The sequence below is a fragment of the Exiguobacterium sp. s40 genome, from assembly GCF_018617905.1.
In the GTDB taxonomy this organism is placed as follows: Bacteria; Bacillota; Bacilli; order Exiguobacteriales; family Exiguobacteriaceae; genus Exiguobacterium; species Exiguobacterium mexicanum_A.
In genome coordinates this window covers 32,477-53,092 of record NZ_JACSLC010000005.1, presented here as the reverse complement: position 1 = coordinate 53,092, position 20,616 = coordinate 32,477, and the positions used below count along the sequence as shown (strand labels likewise).

Genomic DNA, 20,616 nt, shown 5'->3' with positions numbered 1-20,616 from the left:
CCTTCGATGTTTTGCCGCGAATCCTCGCCGTCTCCGTATAATCAAACCAACCAAGCCACTCGCGAAGGTATGGCTTCGACGCCATCGTCAATTGGAATAACGCCTCCGCGTCGTCAATGGTGAACATTCGTAGTTGAAGCTGATCATTGATGTCATAACGTAACATGTCATTTCCCCCGTTAAGTTACCAATTATTGTGTTCTTCATCATTTCATCGTAAACTATTTGTAAATAATTTGAAAGCGGTGAAAGTATGTAATTCGACCTCATGTCATCCACCCAAAATTGAATAGTTCTGGAGGAGAGTCATGATGAAGTCGTTTTACCTGCTGCTGGTCAGTCAATGGCTGGCCAATATCGGCGACGTGCTTTATATCGTCGCCTTAATCGCTTTGTTATATCAACAGACCGGTTCCGCCCTGGCTGCGGCCAGTTTCCCGATTGCCGTCACGCTCGGCATGACCGTGAGCGGTCTGTTCTTTGCCCGCGTCTTGTCTCGGTTCACCCTCGGTCAGACGTTGTTCGTCACACAACTGTTGAAGACAGTCTTGCTCGGAGCCGTCATTTGGTCGGAGTCGATTCTCGTCCTCGGCCTCGTCGTGCTCATCGCCTTCTTGGATGGGTTCGCCCGTCCGGTCCAATCGTCGTTCATCCCCCGGCTGACGACGAATCGTCAACAAGCGAACAGTCTCGTCCAAGGGTCGAACCAGTTCATTCAGCTGGCGATGTGGCCTCTCGGCACGATGGTCGTCGCTTCCTTCTCAAGCGAGCTCGCTCTGATGATCGCGTTGATGTTGTTCATGCTCTCGACGCTCGTCACGCTTCGCTTCGTCCGTTCACTCGATCGCGACGTGACGGTAGAAGATGGCGAATCAGACATATCGCTTAAGGACAGCCTCGCCTTCGTGCGCACTGCTCCTTTCGCTAGGTTAATCACGGTGTTCGTCACGTTCGAGTCGTTCGTCAGCACACTCTGGATCTCGGCGCTCTTGCTCGTCTATCTGGAACGCCACCTCCACATCGATACGGGCTGGTGGGGTACGATGAACGCGAGCTTCTTGGTCAGCATGATTCTGGCCAGTGCGTATCTGTATCGCGTTCAACGCAACAGTTCGCTCGCCGTCAGCTCCATCTTGTCTGTCTTAGCGGCCCTATTGTTCGGCATGACATCTCATATCGCGTTCGCGCTCATCGCGCTCGCGGTTCAAGGATACGCCACCCAGCTCCGCATCATCCAGACGAACACGGTGCTCCAAGAAATGACACCTGCCTCGCAACTTCCGTACGTGTATAGCGTTCAACAGACGGCCTACACCCTCGCCTTCAGCATCGGCAGCCTGACGTTCGGACTACTCGCGGACGGATTGCCGATTGCGGTCGTCTATTTGATTGGGGCAGGTTTGACCGTCCCGCTCGTCTGGGTCGGTCGACAAATCGACCAGATGGGAGATGTGGTCCAATCTTCATAACAAAAAGGCGCCTCCTTATATGATTTACAATTCCTTTGGTTACAACAGATTCATTCCGCATCACGTATACTAAAAGAAAATACTAGTTAGGAGGAATCTAAATATGAACACGTTATCAAACCAGGAAAAGGGCGAGATATTGCAAACTCTACATGTACGATTTAACGCCCATCCCGAACGACATCCTGATCTCACTTGGCCCGACGTCTTGACTCGCCTTCAAGAGGACGACCAGAAACTCGTCGTGCTTGCCGAGATGGAACGAACCGGCGGCGAACCTGATGCGATTCGACTTCCGAATGGCGCCTTAGCTTTTTGCGACTGCTCTTCAGAAAGTCCGAGTGGTCGACGCAGTCTATGCTATGACGCTTCGGCGTTGGCGGCACGGAAGAAAAACAAACCGGATGGGAGCGCCGTCGCATTGGCTGAGGAGATGGGAATCGAGCTACTCGACGAAGCAACGTATCGTCATCTACAGACGCTCGGTTCGTTCGATTTGAAAACATCGAGCTGGATTGTCACTCCAGAAACGATTCGTCAAAAAGGCGGCGCCTTATTCTGCGACCGCCGCTACGACCATATCTTCCTCTATCATAATGGTGCCGATTCGTATTATGCGGCCCGTGGATTCCGCGGGATGTTGATTCTTTGAGCAGGGCCACGGGCCTTGCTTTTTGATGTGGATAGCCAAAAGAAAATGACTGGGAACTATGTCACCCATCAGCGTTGGCTCCTCTAAATTTTGAAACAATATTTGTTCCCCAGATGCACACGGACCCCAGCCAAGAAAAAAATATGTTTAGACAATCAAAAGAAGGTTAGCCTACTCCTAATATCTTTCTTAAGATTTTTTGATTAAAATACGGTGTTTGAAATAAACGATAACCATTCATCATGTCTTAACTGTTCAAATTTTAAAGCCTACCTCCTATATACCTACCAAAAATTTCAAATGAATGAACGGATGGGCATGATGGTTTATCTCACGACCACATCGCCCTAATAAAAAACTGCAGACGATTTGAAGTGCTCCCTGTCAAGTAGACAGGACAAATAATGAAAACCAGCCTAGGCGGCTTGAGACCTGTATTCGACAGGGCTCAAGCCGTTTAGTCGTTTCTGGAAACGATCGTGGTTGTAGAACGATATGTAGTTCTCGATGGCCCTCGTGAGTTCGCTATAGGCCTGGAACTCACGCAAGTAGTACATCTCCACTTTCAAGGTGCCCCAAAAACTCTCGATCGGGGCGTTGTCGATGCAACGCCCGACCCGGGACATGCTGCGGGTCATTCCCGCGTCTTCTACCATCCGTTTGAACCCTCTTGAGGTATATTGGAACCCTCGGTCGCTATGGATCATCGGACGTGCTCCTGTACGGAGCCCCGCGATGGCTGGCATCATCGTCTGGAAGACGAGCCCGTTGTTGTTGGACCTTCCGATGCGGTAGGCGACGATCGAGCCGTCATACAGGTCGATGATCGCGCTCAGATACGCCTTCTTCCCGGTCCCATACTTGAACTCGGTGACGTCGGTGCACCATTTCTCGTCCGGGCGGGACGCACTGAATTCTCGGTTCATCAGGTTCTCGGCCACATGTTGCGGCGTTGACTTCTTATGTCTCTTCTGCTTCCGGCGGATGACCGATTGGATCCCATGGCTATGCATCAAGCGATAGATTCGCTTTTCATTGAATGGGGACAGGCTCTGTTGCCGGCGCAGCCGATTGATTGTCATCGTGATCCGACGGTACCCGTATGTGCCGTTCGCCTGGTCATAGAGTAGACGAATGTCCTCCAGAAGCTTCTCGTTCTCTTCTTGACGCACCGGTATGGTGCGGTTCAACCATTTGTAATAGGCCGCCCGTGAGATGCCGGCGACTCGACAGAGGAGGACGACCGAGATGGCCTCCTCTTCGTATAATTCTTTGATGGCGATATATCGTTGCTGTAGCCGTACCTGGCTGATCACGACCTCCTCTCGATCTCCTCTAACTTTTTTAGGAACAGGTTGTCCGCACGAAGAAGTTCGTTCTCAAGCTCCATTTGCCGGATCCGGCGTTTCAGCTTCTCCTCTTCACTTAGTTCGTCCTCTGGCTTCGTACGCCCACGGCGGTCCAGGAGCGCTTCTGCCCCGTCCGTGTCATACTTCTTGACCCAGCCATAGATTTGCCCATAAGACACCTGATATTGTTCCGCGGTCTGTTGGTAGTTGCGTCCATTCTCCAAACAGTATTTCACGATCTCGAAGCGCTCTTCGAATGTAGTTTTTCTTCCTTTTGTCATAGCTCGATTCATCCCTTTTCTCGAATCTGTTAACTCGCTATGACTAGTATACTTCTTAATCCATTTTCGAAGAACAGATCCATCACTGATTTGATGGTTGGAGAGGACTTCCACCGTGGTGGCCCCATCGAGATAGTCACGGACGGCGGCAATCTTTTGTTCCTTGGTGTAATGTCTCCATGTCCTCGATTCCTTCAACGCGTCGATTCCGCCGGTATCGAATTTCACTTTCCACACCCGGAGAGTATTCTCAGAGACGTTATGCGCTTCCATGATTTCCTTCCACGTATAGGTTTCTTCTTCCATCATGCGCAGCGCAGCCAGTTTTTGTTCGATCGAATGCCGACTTCTCACCATAAAAAAACACTCCCCAATCAGATAAACAGATTTGTTATTTCATCTGTCTACCTATTGGGGAGCATATCAATTTGTCTGCAGTTTCAACCTTACGCGTGAAGCGTGACATTCAATTCTTCGGCGACCGCCTTGAAGGCAGCGAGCGCACGTTCGAGGTCGTCACGGGTATGTTCCGCTGTCACGATCGTCCGAATCCGAGCCTTACCTTTCTCGACCGTCGGGAAGGCGATGCTCTGTGCGAACACGCCGTGGTCTTTCAACTTGTCCGAGAACGTGTGTGCGAGCGTCTCTTCACCGAGCATGACCGGCGTGATCGGTGTCGTCGCATGCCCGATATCGAAGCCGAGATCGCGAAGTCCTGTCTTAAAGAACTCGGTGTTCGCCCATAACTTATCGAACAGTTCCTCTTCTTCCTTCATGACACGGATTGCTTCACGGTTCGCCGCAACGACCGCTGGCGGGTGTGACGTCGAGAACAAGAACGGACGTCCTTTTTGAATCAAGAAGTCGCGCACGTCGTTCGAGCAGGCGACGTACCCGCCGAGGACGCCGATCGCTTTCGATAGCGTCCCGACTTGGAGCGCGACCCGTCCGTCGAGCCCGAAGTGGTTGACCGTGCCGCGGCCGTTCTTCCCGAGTACGCCCGAAGCGTGGGCGTCGTCGACCATGACCGCCGCGTCATACTTCTCGGCGAGCTCGACGATTTCCGGGAGCGGCGCGATATTGCCATCCATCGAGAAGACGCCGTCCGTGACGATGAGACGTGTCCGGTAATCTTGCGTCTCTTTCAAGGCCGCTTCTAAGTCCTCGAGATCGACGTGTTTATAGATGCGGCGGGCCGCTTTCGTCAACCGGATGCCGTCGATAATCGAGGCGTGGTTGAGCGCGTCGCTGATGACGACGTCTTCTGGACCAAGTAGCGCCGACAAGACGCCGAGGTTCGTCGCGAAGCCCGACTGGAACACAAGCGCCGCTTCCGTATGTTTGAACTCGGCGAGCTCGCGTTCGAACGCCTCATGCATCTCGAACGTCCCGGCGATCGTCCGCACCGACCCAGTGCCGGCACCGAACTGTTCGACCGCTTCGATTGCCGCTTGCTTCAAGCGCGGATGGTTGGCGAGACCGAGATAGTTGTTCGACGATAGCTGGACGAGCGACTTGCCACCGATCGTGACCTCGTTCCCTTGTGCTGATTCGAGCGGCACGAGCGAGCGGAACGTGCCCGCTTGTTTCATTTCATTGACTGCTTCTGTAATATGTTCAAATGCCATATTGATTCCCCCTGTTTATGGTAATAAGACGACCTTTCCACATTTCCCGGCCCGCATGAGCTCGAAACCTTGCTCGAACTCCTCGAGCTTGAACACGTGCGTGATAATCGGTTCCACGTTCAGCTGACCCGTCGCGAGAAGCGTCGACACTTGGCCCCACGTCTCATACATCTTGCGTCCGGTGATGCCTTGGACGCGTACCCCTTTAAAGACGACGTCACGTGTCAGGTCGATCGCGACCGGTTTCGCCGGGAGTGACAACACGTTGACATCGCCGCCGGCCGTGACCATCTTGAACGCCTGGTCGATGGCGACCGGATGCCCGCTCATCTCACAGACGACATCGATGCCGTCCCCGTCCGTCTGATCCATGATCAGCTCGAGCGGATTTTGCTCAAGGCTATTGATGACGACGTCCGCCCCCATGTCTTCGGCGAGCTTCAACCGATACGGGTTGACATCGATCGCATAGACCCGGCTCGCGCCCGCTGCTTTGGCGACACCGACGGCCATGAGTCCGATCGGCCCACAACCGACGATGGCGACCGACTTGGCCGACACGTCACTGGCGAGCACCGTATGGACAGCGTTACCGAGCGGTTCTTGAATCGACGCGAGCTTCGACGGCATCGACTCGGGGTTGACCCACAAGTTCTCTTCCGGCATGACGACGTACTCGGCGAAGCAGCCTTGCGTGTCGACACCGATGATTTTCGTGTTCTTACAGATATGATATTGCCCGCGCAAACATTGTTTGCATTGATGACAGACGATATGCGTCTCGGCCGACACGGTCTGTCCGATTTGGATGCGTTTCGTACCTTCCCCGAGCGCCACGACTTCCCCCGCGAACTCGTGACCGAACACGTATGGCGGTTTAACTCGGCTCTTCGCCCAGTCGTCCCACTCATAGATGTGGACATCGGTCCCGCAAATCGATGTCGCCTTCACTTTGATCAACACTTGTCCGGCTCCTGGTGTCGGGATTGGCACTTCGACCAACTTCGCCCCGAATCCGGCCGTATGTTTTTGAATCGCTTTCATCACAGGTGTCGTTGCTTCCTTCTCTGTCATAGACACGAGCTGTTCCATTGAAAACGTCCCCCTCTTCATCTCTTGATCGAACTTCACGTTCCCTTTCATCTTGTCATAAAATGACGAACCTGAGAAGATGGAACGTCATATTCTCAGACAAAAAAGAGAAGCCATCCGCGCCGATGGCTTCTCTTACAAGAATAGGACCTATGTCCCGACCGCAAGCTCATCGTGGTTCGATGATGAGCTTGATTGCCGTTCGTTCTTCTCCGTCAATCATAATATCGGTGAACGCAGGGATGCAAATCAAATCCAGCCCGCTCGGCGCGACGAAACCACGCGCGATCGCGACCGCTTTGATGGATTGATTGAGCGCCCCGGCGCCGATTGCTTGAATCTCACACGTTCCTTTTTCACGAAGTACGCCAGCGAGTGCACCCGCCACGGAGTTAGGATTCGATTTTGCCGAAACTTTGAGTACGTCCATTCTTGTTTCCCCCTCGGGTAGGTTGTTCAATCAAACCATACGGTCTGATCATCTAGGTGTATGCGTTCGATTTTTGTGGCTCGTTTCGATTGGTCATCGATAGTGATTAAAACTCCATTAAGTTGTTCCCGTCCCTCGGCAACTTCAAACCGGACCGGGAGTTGTGTCATGAATTTTCTCAAGACGACCTCGGCATCCATGCCGAGCACCCCGTCGAGCGGGCCGGTCATCCCGACGTCGGTGATGTATGCCGTGCCGTTGTTCAATACGCGGTTGTCAGCGGTCTGGACGTGCGTATGGGTGCCGACGACGGCTTGAACGCGTCCATCGAGATGATAGCCCATCGCAATCTTCTCACTCGTCGCCTCAGCGTGCATATCGACGAAGATGGCATCGACCTCGCCACGGATTTCTTCGACGAGGGCATCGACCGTGCGGAACGGACAGTCAAGCGATGGCAGGAACACCGTCCCCATCGCATTGATGACGGCGAGCTTCTTCCCACCTTGTTTCAACACCATCATGCCGACACCAGGTGTGCCTTCCGGATAATTGGCCGGACGGACGATACGGTCAGCATCATCGATCCAGTCGAAGATGTCACGGTTGTCCCAAGTATGATTCCCCATCGTCACGCCATGGAACCCAAGCTCAAGGAACTGTTGGTAGATTTTTTTTGTGATACCACGTCCGTTGGCTGCGTTTTCACCGTTGACGAGCATGAACGTCGGGCTGTACTTGCTCTTCAAGCGTCCGATTTGGGCACTTAGGATGTCGCGACCCGGTTTTCCGACCACGTCGCCGATAAATAAGATTTTCATAGTTTTGTCCTCCTCCAATAGAAAAAGCGGAGAATGTCTCCGCTCTTGTTACTTCGCATAATCGACGGCACGCGTTTCGCGAATGACCGTCACTTTGATTTGGCCTGGATAATTAAGCTCATCTTCAATCCGTTTACAGATGTCGCGGGCCATCTTGTTCGCCACGACGTCGTCGACGACGTCTGGGCGGACGATGATCCGGACTTCACGTCCCGCTTGGATGGCATATGATTTCTCGACTCCTTCGAACGACTCACAAATCGCTTCGAGGCGCTCAAGGCGTCGGATATAGCTTTCGAGCGTCTCTTGACGGGCTCCTGGACGCGCCGCTGACAAGGCGTCAGCCGCTGCGACGAGAACCGCGATCGTCGAGGTCGCTTCGACGTCCCCGTGGTGCGAGGCGATCGAGTTGATGACGACCGGATGCTCTTTGTACTTCGTGGCGAGCTCGACACCGATCTCGACGTGGCTGCCTTCGACTTCATGGTCGATGGCTTTCCCGATATCGTGGAGGAGACCCGCTCGTTTGGCGAGCGTGACGTCTTCCCCGAGCTCGGCGGCCATCATACCGGCGAGATGGGCCACTTCGACCGAGTGAGCGAGCACGTTTTGACCGTAACTCGTCCGGTAACGCATTCGACCGAGCGTCTTGACGAGGTCCGGGTGGACACCGTGGATGCCTGCTGAGAATGTTGCTTCTTCTCCGTATTCACGGATGCGCTCATCGACTTCACGACGCGACTTCTCGACCATCTCTTCGATGCGGGCCGGATGGATCCGGCCGTCTTGAACGAGTTTCTCGAGCGTCATCTTGGCGATTTCACGACGGACCGGGTCGAATCCTGACAGGATGACCGCTTCCGGTGTGTCATCGATGATGAGGTCGATTCCGGTGAGCGTCTCGAGTGTGCGGATGTTACGTCCTTCACGTCCGATGATGCGTCCTTTCATCTCATCACTCGGCAAGTTGACGACTGATACGGTCGTCTCGGCGACGTGTTCGGCCGCGTACCGTTGCATCGTGAGAGACAAGAGGTGTTTCGCTTTTTTATCAGCTTCTAATTTTGCTTTTTGCTCGATTTCTTTTTGAAGGAGAGCAGCATCGTGAAGCGCTTCCTGCTTCGCTTCGTCCATGATGATGGTCCGTGCTTCTTCTTTCGACAAGGCTGCCACGCGTACTAGTTCTTGGCGTGCCTCCTCATATAATTCCTCCACTTTGCTCTCGAGCGTTTCCGCTTCACGCTTCCGTTTCGCGAGTGCAGCCTCACGTTCATCCAAGGCGTCTTCTTTCCGTTCAAGCATGTCTGCTTTCCGGTCGAGAAGCTCTTCCTTTTGGACGAAACGATTTTCTTTCACTTTCTGCTCTTCACGTCGTTCGCGCAATTCTTGTTCGGTTTCATTGCGAAGTTGAATCATCTCTTCTTTTACTTCAAGCCGTGCTTCTTTTTGCATCGCTTCCGATTGTTGTCGCGCTTGCTCTACAATCTTGGTCGCTTCCGTCTCGGCACCTTGAATCTTCGCTTCGGCGATCGATTTACGCACAAAAAAACCTGCAACAAAAGCTATCGGCAAAAGGAGGATCAGAATAAGCTCTAATAGCCATTCCATCATGTTCACCTCCCTTTCGCAAGGTTATTTTATTTTTTCATGAATGAAAACGCGAGCGAGCCCGCGTATAGCTTTATTGTACTTATTTACCTGTTAGAATGCAATGCACGGACAGGATAGAACTACCAATTCATCAAAAAAATTATACTAAAAAAATCTCGCCTGAACCATGTCAGGCGAGAAACGTTGCTTACTCTTCGTCTAAAAGTGAGAGGACGTCATCGTTGTCAGCTTCGACTGTGACCGTCTTTTCACCGTTGAGACCGTAGTGGTCGCGGATTCGTTCTTCGACCGATGCGGCCACCGACGGGTTCTCTTTCATATACTGCTTCGCGTTCTCACGGCCTTGACCAAGACGCTCTTCGTTGTACGAGTACCACGCGCCGCTCTTTTGAACGATATCGAGGTCGGCCCCGATGTCGATGAGCTCGCCTTCACGCGAGATGCCTTCGCCGTACATGATATCGACTTCCGCCGTCTTGAACGGAGGCGCAATCTTGTTTTTGACGACTTTGATTTTCGTCCGGTTCCCGACCATGTCTTGGCCTTGTTTGAGCGTTTCAGCACGACGGACTTCGAGACGGACCGACGAGTAGAACTTGAGGGCACGACCACCAGGTGTCGTTTCCGGGTTACCGAACATGATTCCGATTTTCTCACGGATTTGGTTGATGAAGATGACGATCGTCTTCGACTTGTTCGTCGCACCAGACAATTTACGGAGCGCTTGGCTCATGAGGCGGGCTTGAAGACCGACGTGTGAGTCACCCATCTCCCCTTCAATCTCGGCTTTCGGAACGAGTGCCGCAACCGAGTCGACGACGAGGATATCGACCGCACCAGAGCGGACGAGGGCTTCCGCGATCTCAAGGGCTTGTTCCCCTGTATCCGGTTGAGACAAGAGCAACTCATCGATGTTGACGCCAAGGTTTTGGGCGTATTTCGGGTCGAGCGCGTGCTCAGCGTCGACGAAGGCAGCTTGTCCGCCGCGCTTTTGAACTTCAGCGATGGCATGAAGCGCTACCGTCGTCTTACCTGACGATTCAGGTCCGTACACTTCGATGACACGACCACGTGGATAACCACCTGCACCGAGGGCGATGTCGAGGGCGATTGAGCCTGACGGGGTCACCGAAACTTGCTGATCTGTATTTTCACCGAGGCGCATGATTGAGCCTTTACCGAATTGTTTCTCAATTTGGCGTAATGCCATTTCTAACGCTTGTTTACGATCACTCATAGATTAATGAGCCTCCTTTGATTGATACTTTCATTATAAGCGAAGCGAAGACGATACACAAGTTTTTTGCGAACGTTTATTCGCCTTTTTTCATTTGTTGCAGGAGCGCCCACATTCCGTCTTTCGTAGCCCGGGCTTGAATGACATGCCGCTCTTGATGTGGATAGTTGCGTTCAATCACGTCAATCCCGGCCGGTGACCGGATACCGATAAACACTTTGCCGACCGGTTGACCCGAACTTGAAGTCGGGCCGGTCTCGCCGGTGAACGCCAGTCCATAATCCGTCCCGGTCTGACGCGTCAGACCGAGGATCATTTCAAAGGCGACTTCTTTTGAGACGACCGAGTGTGACTCAATTGTATCAAGGGACACCCCTAAAAACCTATTTTTTAGCTCGTCAGAGTACGTGACGACCCCGCCCTTGAACACCGAGGACGCCCCCGGGACGGCCGTGAGCATCGCTTGGGCTTGACCACCCGTAAGCGACTCGGCAATCGACAGCGTCGCCTTGCGCGCTTGCAACTCTCGAATCAAATGGTTAGCGAGCGTCTCCTCATCGGAACCAAAGTAATACCGGCCGACCCGATTTAAAATGTCGCGTTTGACCCGGTTGACCATTTGCCGCGCCTCGGATTCCGTCTCGGCCCGAGCACTGATCCGAAGCCGTGACTCGCCTGACTCGGCATACGGAGCGACAGTCGGATTGGCACCGGTCGTTAAATCGACCACCGCCTCATCTAACGCGGACTCGCCGATTTCATAAAACCGAAGCGACTCGGAATGAATCGTCGCACCCGTGAACTTGTTCGGGAACGTCGACTCGACAATCGCTTTCATTTCCCACGGTACGCCAGGCAGTAAGAGCCATGTCGTCTCCCCTTCAATCCACATGCCGGGCGCAAGACCGACCGGGTTGTCAAGTACTTCGGACCCGGATAAGACGTCGGCCTGACGAGCATCTCCTTCGTTCATCGTCCGTCCGCGCGAGGCGACAAAACGACGAATTGTCTCGAGCGAGGCCTCGTCACGGACGAGTGGGCGGCCGAGCACGTCGGCAAGCGTCGTCTTCGTGATATCATCGGCCGTCGGGCCAAGTCCGCCAGTGACGATAACGAGCTCGCTCCGGGCTTTCGCTTCTTCGAGCGTCGCTTTCAGGCGCTCCCTGTTATCCCCGACGACTACATGATACAGGACGGACAGTCCGTATTTCGATAACTGTTCTGACAAGTAACGGGCGTTCGTGTTGGTGATTTCCCCTAAGAGCAGTTCAGAGCCTACCGCAATGATTTCGGTCCGTTTCATCCGAATTCCTCCCCCCAAATAAAAAAACGAGCTGTTCGGCCAAGCTGAACAACTCGTCTGTGCCGACGGTTACATCGACTTTACAATGATCTTGTAATTTTGTGCAAAATATTCGGCCCCTGAGTAAATCGTCAAGACGAGCGCGAGCCACATGGCCCATTCACCGAACGGGATGCCGACATAGCTGAAAATCGGATTACCGAACAACAGGAAGATGATGGCAAAGAGTTGGACCCATGTCTTCGCTTTGCCCGACTTTCCGGCCGCGACGACGATGCCTTCATCGGCAGCCACAAGACGCAGCCCCGTCACCGCGAATTCACGCGATAGGATGACGACGACGACCCAAGCCGCGACCAGGTCCATCTCGACGAGCAGGACAAGTGCCGCCGTGACGAGTAGTTTGTCAGCGAGCGGATCCATGAACTTCCCGAAGTTGGTGACCAAGTTGTGCTTGCGGGCGAGATGTCCGTCAAGCCAGTCAGTGATAGCGGCAATCGTAAAGATGACCGCGGCGATGAATTGATGGAGCGGTACGTCCGCCCCGAGGAAAGCGATGTCTCCCCAATCAAAATCTACGGCGAGCAAGACGACGAAAACAGGGATGAGCAACACCCGTAACATCGTCAAGCGGTTAGGTAGGTTCATCGAGAACTCCTCCTCTAGAAGGAGAGTCAACTTATTCTGCGTCGACTCTCTTTACAAATATATTTTGTGTGACCGGCGAGTCGGCAAGTTCTAGCTCGCGGCCATTGACAACAATTTTCTCGACCCCACCGATCAGGCCGATGCGGATGCGAAGTGTATCCGTCTCCGCGTCCTCGATGACAATCGGGTTCTGTTTCGATTGGTTCGGATATTCCGGCGCGAGGAACGGTCCTTCGAGTGATGTATCTCGGACGCCGACATACGTCGCCGGCGATTCTTTCACATGGATCTCCGTCGTCAACTTATCGGCTGTCGCAATCTCGTACGTGAGATCAGCTCCGCTCGTCGACGCGACCGCAATCGGCCCCGTCTCTTCAGCAGGCTCTTCTTCGACCGGCTCTTCCTCGACCGGTTCTTCTTCAACCGGTTCCTCTTTCGGGACATCCTTATTTTGGTCAATCGTCACACCCGAGTTCGACGGCTCGGCCGGTGACGCGTTTTGATCACCAAAATCAAGGTTTCGGACGACGTAATAGACGGCCGTCATCAAGAGGAAGGCGACGAGCACAAGCATGACTTTCGGTACCCAACGCGAGACACGGCTCGACGTTTCCGAGGCTTTCGAGTAGGTTTGTTTTCGCGACAATTGAACGGTCGGCTGCGGCTCGATTTTCGGCAAGTCTTTCGCATACGTCTCGTACAGTTCATCGACATCAAGCCCTAACGATTCCGCGTACGTTTTGATGAACGCCCGTGCATAGAACGAGCCAGGGAGATTTTTGTAATCACCTTCCTCGATCGCGATGATATAGCGTTTTTGAATCTTCGTCGTCTGCTGGATTTGGTCGAGCGTCAAACCGCTCGCCTCACGCCTTTGTTTCAAAAAAGTCCCTAATTCTGTCACAGGGGTCCACACCTTCCATTCAAGTAGTTATTCAAACCATTCTGCCTCACGATGTGTCTCTTGAGGAATAATGATCTCCTCATCTTGTGAGTTCCGTAGTTCGATGATGTAATCAAAATCCTCGAACACACAGTCGGTGTTGCGCACATAAAGATCTGGGTGCTCGATGACTTTGACAGACGGAAGTCGCATGACTTCGCGAATCAATTGCCGATGGCGTTCATCCATCGTCCGCGTCGAGACGGCACCGTCGATGATGTAGACGTGGTCTCCTTCGCGTTCTTCCTCGAACAGCGAAGTCCGCACCGTCTGCTTCATGAGCGTCGAGGACAGGAATAGCCAGCGCTTGTTCGCACAGACGCTCGCTGCCACAATCGACTCGGTCTTTCCGACACGCGGGTTACCGCGCACGCCGATCAACAAATGCCGCTCTTCTTTCATCAGTTCGGCGACGAAATCGACGAGGACACCCAGGTCCTCACGCACGAAACGAAACGTCTTCTTGTCATCGTTATCGTGCTCGATGTAACGTCCGTGTCGAATTGCGATCCGGTCCCGGAGTTTCGGGCGCCGGAGCTTGATGACGACGATGGCTTCCATTTTGCGCAAAATATGTTCCAAACGATGGACGTGATCGGCCGCCGGTGCCTTTAACAGCATGCCGCGGCGCTGTAGATCGACGCCGTTGATCGTCACGATTGAGATTTGAAGCATCCCCATCAGTGAGGCGATATCCCCGAGGATACCGGGTCGATTTTGGCAAAGTTCATATTCGAGATACCATTCTTCGAACTTATGATCCATCTCGTCCACCCTTTCTGATGTGTGCTCGCTACCTTGTTCATTCTAAATTATTTTAGAAGAATTGAAAAGAACTCGTTTCAACCGAGCTGACAAAGTTTTACACCCAACCGCCGTCGATTCGGAGCACGGTGCCGGTCATGTACGAGGCGGCCGGAGAACAGAGAAAGCGAATCGTCGCCGCCACTTCCTCGGCCCCCCCTAACCGGCCGAGCGGAATCTCATCGCGTGCCGTTTGTTTCGTCTCTTCTACCGTATCATTCATCGGGGTGTCAATCCACCCCGGCGTGACCGCGTTGATGCGGACGTGAAACGGTCCGGCCTCACGCGCGAACGCCTTGACGAATCCAAGCTGGGCGGCCTTGACCGTTGAATATAGGACTTCTCCGGCCGCACCGACCTCGCCCCAGACACTCGAGACGACGACGATGTCGAGCGGGCGGTCATACGGTTTCAGCCCGACAACGTGCTGGACGAGACGGACCATCGAGCGGACATGTATGCGATACAGCCGGTCGAGCTCGAAGAGTGACTGATCGACGAGCAGACCGTAGGCATGATTACCGGCGACATGGATGAGGCGGTCGACCGGTCCGAGCGTCTCGAGCCAAGCTTCGAGTCCGGCTTCATCGTCGAGGTCACACGTGACGACGTCGGCCGTCAACTGTTCGTGTGAAACGAACGCACGAAGCGACTCCGTTTGCGAATGCGCCTGCAAAATGAGTGCATCGTCTCGAAACGCTAGCGCGACGGCACGGCCAATCGCTCCGCTCGCTCCCGTGATGAGCGTCGTCACGGTTTCTTGACGACACAGACCGTCCGATGATCGGCTTGGAACAGACGGTCGTACGCCGCATACAGGTCGTCAAGCGTAATCGCATCGAGCAAGTCCGGGATGTCGAACATGTTGCCGCCGCTGAGTGCGTAGCGTGAGAACTGGTTGGCGATAAACTCTGGTGAGTTGAGCGCCTTCAAAAACTGTCCTTTCATCATGCGCTTCTTGCGATCGAGTGTCTCGCCGCCGAGTTCGAGCGGACGCTCGAGAGCGGACGTGATCCGGTCGACGAACGTCTCGACGTGTGGCGTCTCCATTGACAGGACGGCGAAGGCGAACGTCTCTTCTGACGTATAGTCGAACGAGAACGCGTCATCAATCAATCCTTCGGCGTACAGTTCCGCATAGAGCGGTGCCGTCGTGTCGAACAAGGCGTGCATGAGGAGCTCGACGATGAGCTCTTGCTTCATGCCCTCTTTGCCGGGGCGTGGCGTATCTTTATAGCCGATCATCACTTTCGGGACCGAGACGTCCATCTCGATGACCCGTTCCGTCATATGGACCGTCTCGGGCTCCTCGACCACCTCACGCGCCGTCAATAGCGGCGCATCAAACGTCTTCGCCGCCTGATTGGCGGTAATCTCGGCAAGGACAGCGTCAGGGTCGATATTGCCGACGACGAACAGCACCATATTGCTCGGATGGTAAAACGCCTCGTGACAGCGATATAAATCGTCGGCCGTGATGGCGCTAATCGATTCGATCGTGCCGGCGATATCGATTTTGACCGGATGTTCGGCATACATCGCCTCAATCAAACCGAAGTAGAGGCGCCAGCCCGGATTGTCCTGATACATTTGAATCTCTTGGCCGATGATCCCTTTCTCTTTCTCGACCGAGGCCTCCGTGAAGTACGGCGTTTGGACAAAGTCGATCAACGTCTTCAAGTTCTCACTGAGGTTCGACGTCGCACCGAACAAGTATGCCGTCCGGGTGAACGACGTGAACGCGTTCGCCGACGCGCCGAGGCGTCCGAACTGTTGGAACACGTCGCCGTCTTCTTTCTCGAACATCTTATGCTCAAGGAAATGGGCGATCCCGTCCGGCACGTCGACCCAATCTTCCGTTTTAAAGCGACGGTCGATCGAACCATATTTCGTCGTGAACGTGGCATACGTCTTCTCATAACCGGTCTTCTTCAATAAATAGACCGTCAATCCGTTCTCGAGGACGGTGTGATGGAGCGTTTCTCCGACGTTTGGAAAATCGAGTTTCATACAGTTCCCCCCTTTAAACAATAGACGGCCTGTAGCGTCAATTGGTTCGCGAGTGCGGCCACATCATCCCGCGAGGTCCGTTCGATGATGGCCATCTCTTCCTCGAGCGAGAACGGACGGATGTCCGAGCCGCTCATCCAAGCGATCAATTGGCGCGGGTTATCCCCGAGTTGACGACGTTGATGGTACAGCATCGCTTTCGTCTGTTCGAGTGTCTCGTCCTCGAACGTCCCGGCCTGGAGGTCGGCGAGTTGGTCGGCGATGATCGCCTCGGTCTTCGCCTGGTTCGAGGCATCGATCCCGGCATAGACGAATAACATCCGGCTGAGTGAGCTGTACTGCGAGGCGGCATAGTAGGCCAAACTCTCTTTCTCCCGGACGTTCATGAACAGTTTCGAGTGCGGGAAGCCGCCGAACAGTCCATTGACGACTTGCATCCGGACAGCGTCTTCACTGCGCGGGTCGACGTCGACTTGATAGGCGAGGTGCAATTTGCTCTGATTGATCGTTTGATGTTCCTCGAGACGCTGAAACTCACGGTCGACCGGCTGTGGATACTCACGGACGAGTCGTTCCCCGAGCCCTTCGAGCGGCGCGAACGCGGCAGTCACTTGCTCACGACTCACGTCGCCGACGACGTAGACGTCGACACGATCGTGACGGATCATCGAGGTATAGGCATCAAAGAGCGTCTTAGGCGTCACGTGCTCCAACTGTTCGAGTTTACCGAGCGACTGGATGGCGAGTTCGCCGCCGAGCAGTTCTTGAAGACGTTGCTGGGCGAAGCGCATCTTGTCATCGTATACCGATTCGATGCGCTGACGCTGGAGACGGGCCTCCTGTTCGACGATGAGCGGTTGGAACGCCCCGTCATAGGCGTTCGGACGAAGGAGTACTTCTTCGAGCAGCTTGATCGCCTCACTGAGCACCGGTTCGCCGACGAGCGCATCGCTCACGACTTCGAGCTGGAACTGGATGACATGTTCTTTGCCGACTTTCGACGCTCCGGCGTAAAGGCTCGCGTCATATAATTGTTCGAGCGGCGTGTGAAACAATTCGATCGACGGATAGGCTTCTGTCGCTTTCTCCATCACATACGGCAATAAGGCCCGGTCGGCGATCGTCTCGGCCGACAGCGGAGCCGCGAATGAGACGAGACATGTCGTCGTCTTGAATTTTTGGGTCGGGTAGACCGAATAGTGCAGTCGTTGTTGGAATTGTTCGATTCCTTTCATAAGTTGATCTACTCCTTTTTCTTTTTCGTTTTGAACACGTCCGCACCGCGGGCGTATTCTTGGTCGGGCACGCCGGCCACGACGTTGGCGTAACGGGCCGCCGTGAACAAATAATCGCTCAACCGGTTATAGTACGGTAATTGACGGACGGCCGCATCGACATTGACGAGTTCCCGTTCGACACGGCGACAGACGGTGCGCGCCACGTGCAGGCTCGCCGCACCGACACTGCCCCCAGGCAAGATGAAGCGGACGAGCTCGGGGCATTTCACCTCGAGTTCGTCGATCCACGTCTCGAGCTCGGTGACGATTGTCATATCGACTTGTTGTGGTGGGTCTTGTTTATACATCAGCTCCGAGCCAAGGTCGAACAAGTCATGCTGGATTCGCGTCAACTGGGTCCGGAGCGTCTCGTCCGTCTGATGAGCGAGTGCGAGCCCGATTTGGCTGTTCAATTCGTCTAACAGCCCCATCGCCTGGATATGCGGATGGACTTTTAAGACGCGACCGCCGATGAGCGACGTCTCGCCTTTGTCCCCGCCTCGAGTGTACAACTTCATGTCATTTCCTCCTCTATGCCACAAATGGTGACCCATAGGAGTCACCATTGTCGTTATGTGTGCGGTTGCGTGTAAGGGAGACGAATCGTGAACGTCGTCCCTTCCCCGAGCGCGCTCGAGACGTCGACCGTTCCGTGATGGGCATCGATGACGTTTTTAACGATGGCGAGTCCGATGCCGGTACCCGTCTTGCCGCCGCTCGTCCGAGCTTTATCCGCTTTGTAGAACCGTTCGAATACGAACGGCAAATCTTCTTTCGGAATGCCGCCGCCTGTGTCTGACAAACGAATCACGAAGCCGGCCGCTTCCTCGCTCGCCTCGAGCCGAATCGATCCCGAATCGGTATGAGCGATGGCGTTGCCGATCAAGTTCGTGAACACTTGTTCCAAGCGGTCCCCGTCTGCCTCGATGGCGTGACGAGGGGCCTCTGTCACGAGTTCGATGCCTTTTTCGTTCGCCATCTGGTTGAACTTGCGCATGACGCGCGGAAGAAATTCACCGAAGTCGAACGTCGTGAACTGCATCGTCTCTTTGCCTGATTCGATTCGTGCCAGGTCGAGCAAGTCGTTGACGAGACGGGCGAGTCGGAGCGACTCGTCATAGATGATGGACGCGAACTCTTTCGTCGCGTCGTCACTCTCGGTCATCCCGTCGATAATCGCCTCGGAATACCCTTGGAGCGTCACGAGCGGGGTCCGTAGCTCGTGGCTGACGTTGGCAACGAAATCGGTTCGCATCTTGTCGAGTCGATGGCTCTCGGTCGTGTCACGGATGACGACGACCGCGCCTTCAAAATCGTCCTCGCCGAGAAGCGGGGTCACCGTCAACGTATAATAATGATCGTCTTGTTTCACTTCAATCGTCTTCTCCGGTGCCCCGGCAACGACGTCCTCATAGAGAGACAGGACGACTTCATGCGGTTGCTCGTCGATTAGGAGTGGCCGGGCTTGCGGATTCGTCACGATGACGTTCGCATGACGATCGAGCGTGATGACCCCATCGGCCATCGACCTTAAGATCGAGGCGAGTTGGAGCCGTTCCCGATCGAGCGCGTTTACATACGTCGACAGTTGACTGCTCATCGCATTGAACGAACTGGCCAACTCCCCGATCTCATCATTCGACTTCTGTACGAGACGCAAGTCGAACTGACCTTCTCCCGTCTTGTTGACGGCGTCACGCATCTCGCGGAGCGGTGCCGTAATCCGGGTCGATAAGAAGAAGGCGAACACGGTCGTGACGATGATGGCCGACGCGACCGTCCAAAAGATGATCGTCCGGGCCCCTTCGTTCGCACTTGAGATCGCGTCGAGCGGTTCGATTAAATAAAGCGTGTATTCGCCCGTCTCGAGTGAGAACGTCGTCTGGTATGCGAGTGCCGCCTGATCATCAAACGACGAAAAGTTTCCAATCGCCGTCTCACCGACCGCCTGGTACGTCTCCCAGTCCTGACGTCCGAGCTCCGTCATGAGTCCGTCGACTTCCGTTCCAAAGTTCGAACGGACCGTCCCGTTCTCTAATATATAGTTCGCGCCGTACACTTCGATGATTTGGTCGACCGTCCGTGACGCGTCGCCTTCTTGAAGCAACACCGACTGGACTTGCCCGCCAAGCTTGGCCAAGTGGCCCCGCTCCTGGTCGATATGGAACGAGTTGAAAAACTCGAGCATCAATACAGAGACGATGAACAAGATGAGACTGACCAATACGAGAATCGTCAACCATAGCTTCGTGACGATGCTATTCCGCCGAATCATCACTCACTGACGACTTCGAACTTGTAACCGACACCCCATACCGTCGTAATCATGTGCGCGGCTTCTGGAGAGACCCGGTTCAACTTCTCCCGGAGTCGTTTCACGTGCGTGTCGACCGTTCGAAGGTCTCCAAAGAATTCATAGTTCCAAACTTCTTTCAACAGCTGCTCCCGCGAGAACACTTTGTCGACTTGCTTGGCCAAAAAGAACAAGAGCTCATACTCTTTCGGCGTGAGTGCGATTTCTTCCCCGTCGACCGTGACGCGGTGGGCATCATTGTCAATCGTCAAATGCGGGAAGACGATCAAGTCTTTTGATTTTTCGGCCGTCCGCAAATATTTCGTCGAGCCCGAGCGTCGAAGGAGCGCCTTGACGCGCAAGACGACTTCGCGCGGACTGAACGGTTTGACGATATAATCGTCCGCTCCGACCTCGAACCCTTGGACACGATCGACTTCTTCGCCTTTCGCCGTTAACATGATGACCGGTGTCGCCTTCGATTTCCGAAGCTCGGTGCATACTTCGACCCCGTCCATTTTTGGCATCATCAAATCAAGCAGGATGACATCAAAGTTATGCTCAAGGGCAAGTTGAAGCGCCTCTTCCCCGTTCGTCGCTTCGACAATCACGTACTGTTCCCGCTCCAAATACATTTTTAATAGGCGGCGAATTCTTTCCTCGTCGTCGACCACTAAAATTTGTGTTTTATTAGCCATCCACTAAACCTCCTAAAGAACCATTACAAGATGTAGCGAATGTTGCACATTTGTGAACATTTCGCTCTCT

General features: G+C 54.0%; 19 protein-coding genes. 2 read left to right on the top strand and 17 right to left on the bottom strand.

Going from position 1 to position 20,616, the window contains the following annotated elements; translation table 11 throughout:
- The first annotated feature begins 308 nt into the window (after nt 1-308).
- Nucleotides 309-1,469: an MFS transporter gene (locus KNP02_RS06140; RefSeq protein WP_214751472.1), complete on the top strand. Its 1,161-nt coding sequence runs from the start codon at nt 309-311 to the stop codon at nt 1,467-1,469.
- Between the two features lie 103 nt (nt 1,470-1,572).
- Nucleotides 1,573-2,121, top strand: coding sequence for a DUF4256 domain-containing protein (locus KNP02_RS06135; protein WP_214707603.1), 549 nt, complete (start codon nt 1,573-1,575; stop codon nt 2,119-2,121).
- Nucleotides 2,122-2,537: 416 nt separating this feature from the next.
- On the opposite strand, the gene KNP02_RS06130 is transcribed toward KNP02_RS06135, so the two are convergent.
- The 17 genes from KNP02_RS06130 to KNP02_RS06050 all read right to left on the bottom strand — a co-directional run bounded on the left by KNP02_RS06130 (nt 2,538) and on the right by KNP02_RS06050 (nt 20,546).
- Nucleotides 2,538-4,108 (bottom strand): IS3 family transposase gene (locus tag KNP02_RS06130; RefSeq protein WP_156111487.1). Its coding sequence is split into 2 segments (ribosomal slippage): nt 2,538-3,469 and nt 3,469-4,108, totalling 1,572 coding nucleotides; the frame shifts between segments, so codons are not numbered across the junction.
- An 89-nt stretch (nt 4,109-4,197) separates the two neighbouring features.
- Nucleotides 4,198-5,379 carry a glycine C-acetyltransferase gene (locus KNP02_RS06125; RefSeq protein ID WP_214707601.1) on the bottom strand — a complete coding sequence of 394 codons (1,182 nt, stop codon included), beginning with the start codon at nt 5,377-5,379 and terminating at the stop codon, nt 4,198-4,200.
- A gap of 15 nt (nt 5,380-5,394) precedes the next feature.
- Nucleotides 5,395-6,471, bottom strand: coding sequence for an L-threonine 3-dehydrogenase (gene tdh, locus KNP02_RS06120; RefSeq protein WP_052090133.1), 1,077 nt, complete (start codon nt 6,469-6,471; stop codon nt 5,395-5,397).
- Between the two features lie 169 nt (nt 6,472-6,640).
- Nucleotides 6,641-6,901, bottom strand: coding sequence for a stage V sporulation protein S (locus KNP02_RS06115; RefSeq protein WP_012726477.1), 261 nt, complete (start codon nt 6,899-6,901; stop codon nt 6,641-6,643).
- A gap of 26 nt (nt 6,902-6,927) precedes the next feature.
- Complete coding sequence (locus tag KNP02_RS06110; protein WP_034777819.1) at nt 6,928-7,722, bottom strand: TIGR00282 family metallophosphoesterase; 795 nt, start codon at nt 7,720-7,722, stop codon at nt 6,928-6,930.
- A gap of 48 nt (nt 7,723-7,770) precedes the next feature.
- The gene (gene rny / locus KNP02_RS06105; protein WP_214707599.1) at nt 7,771-9,333 is read right to left on the bottom strand and encodes a ribonuclease Y; all 1,563 of its coding nucleotides are present in this window, start codon (nt 9,331-9,333) and stop codon (nt 7,771-7,773) included.
- Nucleotides 9,334-9,520: 187 nt separating this feature from the next.
- Nucleotides 9,521-10,570 (bottom strand): recombinase RecA, encoded by a 1,050-nt coding sequence (recA, locus tag KNP02_RS06100; RefSeq protein WP_021067612.1) that lies wholly within the window; start codon nt 10,568-10,570, stop codon nt 9,521-9,523.
- A 76-nt stretch (nt 10,571-10,646) separates the two neighbouring features.
- Nucleotides 10,647-11,873 (bottom strand): competence/damage-inducible protein A, encoded by a 1,227-nt coding sequence (locus KNP02_RS06095; protein ID WP_214707597.1) that lies wholly within the window; start codon nt 11,871-11,873, stop codon nt 10,647-10,649.
- A 69-nt stretch (nt 11,874-11,942) separates the two neighbouring features.
- Nucleotides 11,943-12,521, bottom strand: a complete 579-nt coding sequence (gene pgsA / locus KNP02_RS06090) for a CDP-diacylglycerol--glycerol-3-phosphate 3-phosphatidyltransferase (protein ID WP_021067614.1) — start codon at nt 12,519-12,521, stop codon at nt 11,943-11,945.
- A 31-nt stretch (nt 12,522-12,552) separates the two neighbouring features.
- Nucleotides 12,553-13,404 carry a helix-turn-helix domain-containing protein gene (locus KNP02_RS06085; RefSeq protein WP_233004332.1) on the bottom strand — a complete coding sequence of 284 codons (852 nt, stop codon included), beginning with the start codon at nt 13,402-13,404 and terminating at the stop codon, nt 12,553-12,555.
- A gap of 48 nt (nt 13,405-13,452) precedes the next feature.
- Nucleotides 13,453-14,229: a YmfK family protein gene (locus tag KNP02_RS06080; protein WP_034777827.1), complete on the bottom strand. Its 777-nt coding sequence runs from the start codon at nt 14,227-14,229 to the stop codon at nt 13,453-13,455.
- 97 nt (nt 14,230-14,326) lie between these two features.
- Complete coding sequence (gene ymfI, locus KNP02_RS06075; RefSeq protein ID WP_214707595.1) at nt 14,327-15,022, bottom strand: elongation factor P 5-aminopentanone reductase; 696 nt, start codon at nt 15,020-15,022, stop codon at nt 14,327-14,329.
- Entirely contained in the window at nt 15,019-16,278 is a 1,260-nt protein-coding gene (gene yfmH / locus KNP02_RS06070; protein ID WP_214707593.1) for an EF-P 5-aminopentanol modification-associated protein YfmH, read from the bottom strand. Before yfmH ends, ymfI begins: the two co-directional genes overlap by 4 nt.
- Nucleotides 16,275-17,513, bottom strand: a complete 1,239-nt coding sequence (gene yfmF, locus KNP02_RS06065; RefSeq protein ID WP_214707591.1) for an EF-P 5-aminopentanol modification-associated protein YfmF — start codon at nt 17,511-17,513, stop codon at nt 16,275-16,277. Before yfmF ends, yfmH begins: the two co-directional genes overlap by 4 nt.
- An 8-nt stretch (nt 17,514-17,521) precedes the next feature.
- Nucleotides 17,522-18,073: a cob(I)yrinic acid a,c-diamide adenosyltransferase gene (locus KNP02_RS06060; RefSeq protein ID WP_114166063.1), complete on the bottom strand. Its 552-nt coding sequence runs from the start codon at nt 18,071-18,073 to the stop codon at nt 17,522-17,524.
- A 53-nt stretch (nt 18,074-18,126) separates the two neighbouring features.
- On the bottom strand, nt 18,127-19,830 hold the full coding sequence (locus tag KNP02_RS06055; RefSeq protein ID WP_214707589.1) for an ATP-binding protein: 1,704 nt from the start codon (nt 19,828-19,830) through the stop codon (nt 18,127-18,129).
- Complete coding sequence (locus tag KNP02_RS06050; protein ID WP_114166061.1) at nt 19,830-20,546, bottom strand: response regulator transcription factor; 717 nt, start codon at nt 20,544-20,546, stop codon at nt 19,830-19,832. The genes KNP02_RS06055 and KNP02_RS06050 overlap by 1 nt, the downstream gene beginning before the upstream one ends.
- Nucleotides 20,547-20,616: the final 70 nt, after the last annotated feature.